The sequence below is a fragment of the Mesorhizobium sp. M4A.F.Ca.ET.050.02.1.1 genome (genome assembly GCF_003997725.1).
Taxonomy (GTDB): Bacteria; Pseudomonadota; Alphaproteobacteria; order Rhizobiales; family Rhizobiaceae; genus Mesorhizobium.
This window is the reverse complement of record NZ_RZSG01000328.1, coordinates 1-6,369: the sequence shown is the minus strand read 5'-3', so window position 1 is coordinate 6,369 and position 6,369 is coordinate 1. Positions and strand designations below refer to the sequence as shown.

The following is a 6,369-nucleotide window of genomic DNA, read 5'->3' as shown; positions in this document are numbered from 1 at the left end:
CCATTACGCCGCTCGGCATGGGCAGCTACGACAGCAACGCCTTCCAGTCGGCCGACGGCGTCGAGCGCTACCGGCCGCTCGAGGGTGCAGCGGCCGGCGCCGAGACGCTGCTGCGACAGCGGCCGGGCACGGTCGAGGTGTCGTTCGAATTGCCGGACGACCAGGCCCTGGCCGCCCGCGTCGTCGAGGCGATCTACCAGGCGCACAGCTACGAGGAGCCGGTGATCCGCATCCAGCCGCTGCTTGCCAGCCGTTCGAAGGGCCTTGACGACCGCGCCAATCCCAACCGCTGGTGGAACACGACGGGCGATTGGAAGAAGGCCGCCCCGCCGGTCAGGGAAGACGCTTGACCGCCAACCTTGCAGCCGCCGGCTGGTTCCCCTTGCCGGCGGCAAGGCGCATCGAGCGTCGCCGCAGCCCGTCCGGGCTTGACTTTCCGGGCGCGTTCTTTATGTGTCGCGCCAAGTTTCCCGCGTCCGGGTGTTTTCCCCGTGCTCCAGCGGCCAAAACTCCACGAACATTAACGGACGAACATCATGGCCAAAGCCGCAAACATCAAGATCAAGCTTCTGTCGACCGCCGACACCGGTTTCTTCTACGTGACCAGCAAGAACAGCCGCACCAAGACGGACAAGCTGTCGTTCCGCAAGTACGATCCGGTCGCCAAGAAGCACGTCGAGTTCAAGGAAACCAAGATCAAGTAATCCGGTTTCCTCCGAGAATGCCGAAACGCCGCCCTTTGGGCGGCGTTTTTGTTTTGGTCGGCGATTCGCCTGACCCGATAGAAAGCAGGATCTTCCGCCGATTGGCACGAAGTCCCGACGTTCACTTTTTGGAAAAAGGGGGCCGGTCGGCGTTTGGCAGCGGTACGAGGAGGCCACTATGTGCCAGCGCCGGCCGGCCGACCCCACGGACCCAGGAGATGCGGCGGACCTGAGCATCATGGGGTATTTGTCGGAACGATCCGGCGGTCTACCCTCGTGCCGGCCTCGTTTTGTCTATGCTGTACATTTGCGCAAGGCCTTATGAAAATCAACAGTTTCTTAACCAAGCCTCCCGAATCGCTTGGATTAAGGTAAATTGCTAACCCTGTCGGATTGACCGGATAAATTGGCGCTCGGGCCTACGCCGCCTTGGCAACGACCCGGTTGCGCCCGCCGCTCTTGGCCTCGTAGAGAGCGAGATCGGCGCGCTTCATCAGGGCGGCCACCGTATCGGCCCCCTTCAGCAGAGACGACACGCCGACGCTGACGGTAACCTCTATCGTCTTGCCCTCATGCCCGACCATGAACGGCATCTGGGCGATCTCGGCGCGGATGCGTTCCGCGACCTTCTCGGCCACTGCACCTTCCGTGTCCGGCATGACCACCACGAACTCCTCGCCGCCGAAACGGCAGGCGAGGTCGATGCCGCGCACGTTCTTGCGCAACCGCCGCGCGAATTCGCGCAGCACATCGTCGCCGCCGTCATGGCCATGCGCATCGTTGATCGATTTGAAGCGGTCGAGGTCGGTGATCATCACCGAAAGCGGCCGTCGCCGCGCCACCGCGCGGTCGAACAGCGTCTGCAGGTGGCTGTCGAGGTAGCGGCGGTTGTGCAGGCCGGTCAGCCCGTCCGTCACCGCCATCTCGATGGTCTGGGTGACGCTGGCGCGGAGCTGGTCGTTGTAGCGCTTGCGGCGCACCTGGGTGCGCAGCCTCGCCGTCAGCTCATGCTGGTCGACCGGCCGCGTCAGGTAATCGTTGATGCCGAGCTCAAGGCCGCGGATGATGCGCCCCTCCTCGCCTGCGTCGGCAAGCAGGATGATCGGCAGGAAACGGGTGCGGTCTAGCGAACGCAGTTGCGAGCACAGTCTCAGCGATCGAAATCGGCGAAGGCCGTCGAGATCAGCACGCATTCGTAAGGCGTTTCGGCGGCCTGGAAAAAACCGGCATTGGGATCGGTGGCGACGTCGAGTTCGGCGCTGGTGCGCAGCATCTTCCGGATGCGCTCGAAGGAGGATTTGCGCTCGTCGATCAGGAGCACCTTCGGCTTCGCATCCTCGGCGGAGAAGTTGCGGCTCAACAGCTCCTCTATGCCGATGTTGCGGGTGGTCGAGGCGCGCAGCCGCAATTCGTCGGTCAGCGACTTCAGCCGAACCAGGCTCTTGACGCGCGTCATCAGTTGCAGGTCGTTGACCGGCTTGGTCAGGAAATCGTCGGCGCCGGCCTCGAGACCGCGCACCCGGTCCGAGACCTGGTCGAGCGCGGTGATCATGACGACCGGGATGTGCGAGGTCGCCGGGTCGCTCTTCAACCGACGGCAGACCTCGAAGCCGTCCATGTCGGGCATCATCACGTCGAGCAGCACGACATCGACCTTGCCGTTCTCGCAGGTCTCGATGGCATCCGGCCCGTTGGAAGCGGTCAGCACCTCGAAATACTCGGCCAGCAGCCTGACCTCGAGCAGCCTGATATTGGCAGGGATGTCGTCGACGACGAGGATCCGCGCGGTCATCTCACAAGGCTCCGGTCTGGCTGTGCATCAGGCATCGCCCAGGTAGGATTTGATGGTCTCGATGAAGCGCGGCACCGAGATCGGCTTCGAGATATAGGCCTCGCAGCCGCCCTGGCGGATGCGCTCCTCGTCACCTTTCATGGCGAATGCCGTCACCGCGATGACCGGGATCGAATGAAGGTCGTCATCCTCCTTGAGCCATTTGGTCACCTCCAGCCCCGACACTTCGGGCAGTTGGATGTCCATCAGGATCAGGTCGGGCCGGTGCTGGCGCGCCAGATCAAGCGCCTCCAGGCCATTGCGTGTGCGAACAGTGTCGTAACCGCTGGCCTCGATGAGGTCGCGAAAGAGCTTCATGTTGAGCTCGTTGTCCTCGACGATCATGACCTTCTTAGGCATCGATTTCCCGTCCCGACGGTCCTCGGCGCCGAAGACCATCGTCATGCGTCCTTGCCGGATCGCACCCAACCCGCATCCACCCTACGCCAATATGCTTGACGAAACGCAAACCGGCCGCTCCCAAAAGCTGTCCGGATTCCGGCCCGCGCAGTGTGATGGCTTGCCTCAAGCGACGCTTGCCGTTACTGCGGAGAGACTCAAGTTCCACGCACAAAAGGTAGTCATGGCAAACGCAGCGTCAATGCGCGAGGAAGCGGAAGCCCTTGCCATCAGGGCACTCGGCTTCGTTGCCGCCGATCCGGAGCTTTTGCCGCGCTTTCTGGCGATCACCGGCATCGAGGCGCACTCGATCAGGCGGGCGGCGAGCGAGCCGGGGTTTCTGGCGGGCGTGCTGCAGTTCATCCTTGCCCATGAGCCGACGCTGCTGCGCTTCGCCGAGGAGACCGGCACGCCGCCGGCCGCCGTTGGCAAGGCCTTGCGGGCGCTGCCGCTCGGCAATGACGACCATGAGCGCTCGGTATGAGCGACGATCCCGAGACGGCGCGGCAGATCGAGGAGCTTGCCGCCGACGACCGGCCGCTTTTGGTGCTCGACGTCGATGACGTCGTGCTGGAATTCATCCGGCCGTTCCCGCATTTCCTGAAATCGCGCGGCTTTGCCCTGACGCTTGCCTCCTTCCGCCTCACCGGCAACATCGCCGAGACGGCGAGCGGCCGGCTGATCGAGCAGGCGGAGGTGACGGCGCTGCTCGGCGAGTTCTTCGACGCCCAGGCCGAGTGGCAAAGCGTCACCGACGGCGCGGCGCAAGCGCTGTCAACATTTGGCGGCCGCGCCGAGATCGTGCTGTTGACGGCCATGCCGCACAAGCACCGCGCGGTGCGCCGCGCCCATCTCGATGCGCTCGGGCTGACCTACCCGCTTCTGACGACCGAAATGGCGAAAGGCCCGGCCGTCGCCAAACTGCGCGGCGCCAAGGGCCGGCCGGTCGCCTTCGTCGACGACCAGCCGTACAACCTTGCATCGGTGCGCAATTCGGTGGCCGACGCGCATCTCTTCCACCTGATGGCCGACAATTCGTTGCGCGCCTTCCTGCCGCCAACGCCTGACGGCATCGTCTCGGTCGAGGACTGGCACGAGGCGGCGCCGAAGATCGCCAGCGCGCTCGGACTCTAAAGCTCGGGGCGGGAAACCGCTCCGCGCTTTCCTGAAAATGCGTCAGGGCTGCAGCTTCGTGCCCGACCCGCTGTTGACCTCGCCGGGAATGACATCCTGGTCGGCGCTGTCATCCGGATTGGTGCTGTCGTCCTGGACCGGGTCGGCCGGCTTCAGCATGGCGCCATTGACCGTCACCGAACCATCGGGCTTGGCGTTGATCGCCCATTCGATACGTCCGTCCGGCAGCGTCTTGCCGAACCCTTTGACCGCAAGCACCATCGGAAAATACTGCGCGGCTTCCGGGTCGGTCTTGGCCGCGGTCTGCAGGGCTTCGACGATCTTGTCGTAGCCGGCGATGTCGACGGTCATGCTCGCATCCGGCTTCTCGCCGGGGAAGGTCATCTCGCCTTCCAGCGCGATCTCGATGTCCTTGTTCTTCAGGGTGCTGTGGCCGATGACGGCCTTGGGCGTCTTGGCCAGGAAATCGGCGGAGATCTGGTCGCCGAAATCTTCCGGCAGCGGCGGATTCTTATTGAGATCAAGCGTTTCGATCGCCTTCTTCGCCATGCTGTCGAGGTCGATGTTGGCGCCACCGAAGTTCAGGTCGATATCGGTGGGAAGCAACGCCACACTCCAGCCGGGCAGCATTTGCTGCGGGATCGTCAGGCCTGATGCCTTGATCACGTAGTTGATCTTGCCGCTCTGAGAGATACCGTCCATTCCAAACGCCGTGCTGAGTTGCGTGGCGCCGAAAGTGCCGACCGGGCTCTCAACCGCGAAATCCTTGAACCCATACGCTCCGTCGAGCCGTTCCCACAGCGGAAGCGCGGCCAGCAGCAGCGACTTGAGCTGCGCCTGGTTCGCCTTCAGCGTCGCCTCGTCCTCATTGGCCACGGCAAAGGCGAGCAGGTCGAGCAGCGGCTTGGTCCGCACGCCCTTGCCGTTCGCATCCACCGACAGCTCCGGCGACTTTATCGTCACCGGAAACTTCATCCCGCTCTCGGGATCGTCGAAATTGACTGCCTCGGTGAAGCTCGACATCTTCTGCGTCATCGTGACGTCGACGCCGCCATTGGCGGCCTTGGTCGCGGCAAAGTTCGCCGTGCCGGCGCCGAAGCTGGCATCCACATGCTGCTTGGCGTCCTTGGACGTCATCGTCATGCTGGCTATGGTGCTGACGCCGCTGGTGAAGGCTGCGAGCGCGGGGTCATAGACGCCGCTGCCCTTGCCGTCCTTGACGGTGAACTGTGTGCTTTGCAGTCCTTCCGGCCCGTTGAACTCGAAGGATGCGCTCTGCGAGAAATCCATCGAGACGTCCCAGGACCCGTCGCTGCGCGGCTTCACCTTCAGGATGTAAGGAGCGACATCGAACTTAAGCAGCTTCTGGTCCGGCAGGGCCTCGATCAGCGCCTTGAAATCAATCGCGACCCGGTAGGCGTCGCCTTCGACGGAGACCTTGAGCATACCAGTGTCGAGCGCCTTCCTGCCGACGTAGCGGGACAGGTCCTCGGAAAGCTGCTTTGCGCCTTGGCTATCGACCGTCTGGGCGAAAGCCGGCGCGCCGAGCGAGAGAAGGAAAACTAGGGGCAGGACACGCTTCACGTCGATTCTCCGTTGACCTCGGAAGACAAAAGCGCTTCGCGCTTCTGGTAGGCAAATACCATCACAGCCGCAAGACAAAGGCTAGTCGCCTTGCAAAAGCACCAGCCGCATCAGCGGCCGGCCGGGCTTGCGCTCGACAAGCCTCTCGAACCCGGCCTTCTCGAAGACCCGCGATGATCCGACGAACAGCCCGATCGAACGCGAATCGCGCGACAGGTCGATCGGGCAGGCCTCGACCAGCCGGGCTCCGTTCTGCCGGGCAAACTCGATGCCGCCCTCGACGAGGCGATGCGAGATGCCCCTGCCCCGCGCCTTGACGCGGATGAAGAAGCAGGAAATCGCCCAGACACTGGCGTCGGCGGTATCGGCCGGGTCGACCGGCGCCGATCCCCTGCCCGGGTTGTTCCATTCGGGTACGTCGGCGCGCGGTCCGATCTGCATCCAGCCGACCGCCTTGCCATCCTCGAAGGCCAGCAGCCCGGGCGGCGGCCCGGCCTCGATTCGCGCCTTGATATGATCCTTGTTGCGCTGCTTGTCGTTCGCCCGGCGCACCGCCGGCGCCAGCCGGAAATGCGTGCACCAGCAGCCGTAGCAGGCGCCCTGCTTGCCGAAAAGATCCTCGAAATCCGCCCAGAGCTCGGGCGCCAGCGGCGCTATGGTCGTGCTCATGAGTTCTCCCCAGGCCAGCCTTGTTGCAGGCCCTGCACTGTCGTACCA

General features: G+C 63.8%; 7 protein-coding genes and 1 pseudogene. 4 read left to right on the top strand and 4 right to left on the bottom strand.

The genetic code is table 11. The annotated features are described in order from the left end of the window. Both EOA33_RS20380 and rpmG read left to right on the top strand, forming a co-directional pair. The coding region (locus EOA33_RS20380; RefSeq protein WP_127406412.1) for a hypothetical protein at window positions 1-350 on the top strand (350 nt) is incomplete at its 5' end. Between the two features lie 186 nt (window positions 351-536). Then, the gene (gene rpmG, locus EOA33_RS20375; RefSeq protein WP_006201775.1) at window positions 537-704 is read left to right on the top strand and encodes a 50S ribosomal protein L33; all 168 of its coding nucleotides are present in this window, start codon (window positions 537-539) and stop codon (window positions 702-704) included. 419 nt (window positions 705-1,123) lie between these two features. Here the strand turns inward: rpmG and EOA33_RS20365 are convergent. Both EOA33_RS20365 and EOA33_RS20360 read right to left on the bottom strand, forming a co-directional pair. Continuing rightward, window positions 1,124-2,496 (bottom strand): annotated as a pseudogene (locus EOA33_RS20365) (PleD family two-component system response regulator). A 27-nt stretch (window positions 2,497-2,523) separates the two neighbouring features. Beyond that, window positions 2,524-2,895, bottom strand: a complete 372-nt coding sequence (locus EOA33_RS20360; RefSeq protein ID WP_126059060.1) for a response regulator — start codon at window positions 2,893-2,895, stop codon at window positions 2,524-2,526. A 223-nt stretch (window positions 2,896-3,118) separates the two neighbouring features. Here EOA33_RS20360 and EOA33_RS20355 point away from each other — a divergent pair, with 223 nt between their 5' ends. Together EOA33_RS20355 and EOA33_RS20350 are read left to right on the top strand one after the other, a co-directional pair. Beyond that, window positions 3,119-3,418, top strand: coding sequence for a DUF3572 domain-containing protein (locus tag EOA33_RS20355; protein ID WP_126054296.1), 300 nt, complete (start codon window positions 3,119-3,121; stop codon window positions 3,416-3,418). Further along, window positions 3,415-4,068, top strand: coding sequence for a hypothetical protein (locus tag EOA33_RS20350; protein WP_126054295.1), 654 nt, complete (start codon window positions 3,415-3,417; stop codon window positions 4,066-4,068). The genes EOA33_RS20355 and EOA33_RS20350 overlap by 4 nt, the downstream gene beginning before the upstream one ends. Window positions 4,069-4,110: 42 nt before the next feature. Here EOA33_RS20350 and EOA33_RS20345 read toward each other — a convergent pair whose 3' ends face one another. After that, the gene (locus tag EOA33_RS20345; RefSeq protein WP_127406411.1) at window positions 4,111-5,652 is read right to left on the bottom strand and encodes a hypothetical protein; all 1,542 of its coding nucleotides are present in this window, start codon (window positions 5,650-5,652) and stop codon (window positions 4,111-4,113) included. Between the two features lie 81 nt (window positions 5,653-5,733). Beyond that, entirely contained in the window at window positions 5,734-6,321 is a 588-nt protein-coding gene (locus EOA33_RS20340) for a GNAT family N-acetyltransferase (RefSeq protein WP_127406410.1), read from the bottom strand. Window positions 6,322-6,369 lie beyond the last annotated feature (48 nt).

Bases quoted from the DNA above. Each gene is read 5' to 3' on its own strand.
- EOA33_RS20340 (WP_127406410.1), bottom strand. From the start codon at position 6,321: ATGAGCACGACCATAGCGCCGCTGGCGCCCGAGCTCTGGGCGGATTTC.
- EOA33_RS20350 (WP_126054295.1), top strand. From the start codon at position 3,415: ATGAGCGACGATCCCGAGACGGCGCGGCAGATCGAGGAGCTTGCCGCC.
- rpmG (WP_006201775.1), top strand. From the start codon at position 537: ATGGCCAAAGCCGCAAACATCAAGATCAAGCTTCTGTCGACCGCCGAC.
- EOA33_RS20360 (WP_126059060.1), bottom strand. From the start codon at position 2,895: ATGCCTAAGAAGGTCATGATCGTCGAGGACAACGAGCTCAACATGAAG.
- EOA33_RS20355 (WP_126054296.1), top strand. From the start codon at position 3,119: ATGGCAAACGCAGCGTCAATGCGCGAGGAAGCGGAAGCCCTTGCCATC.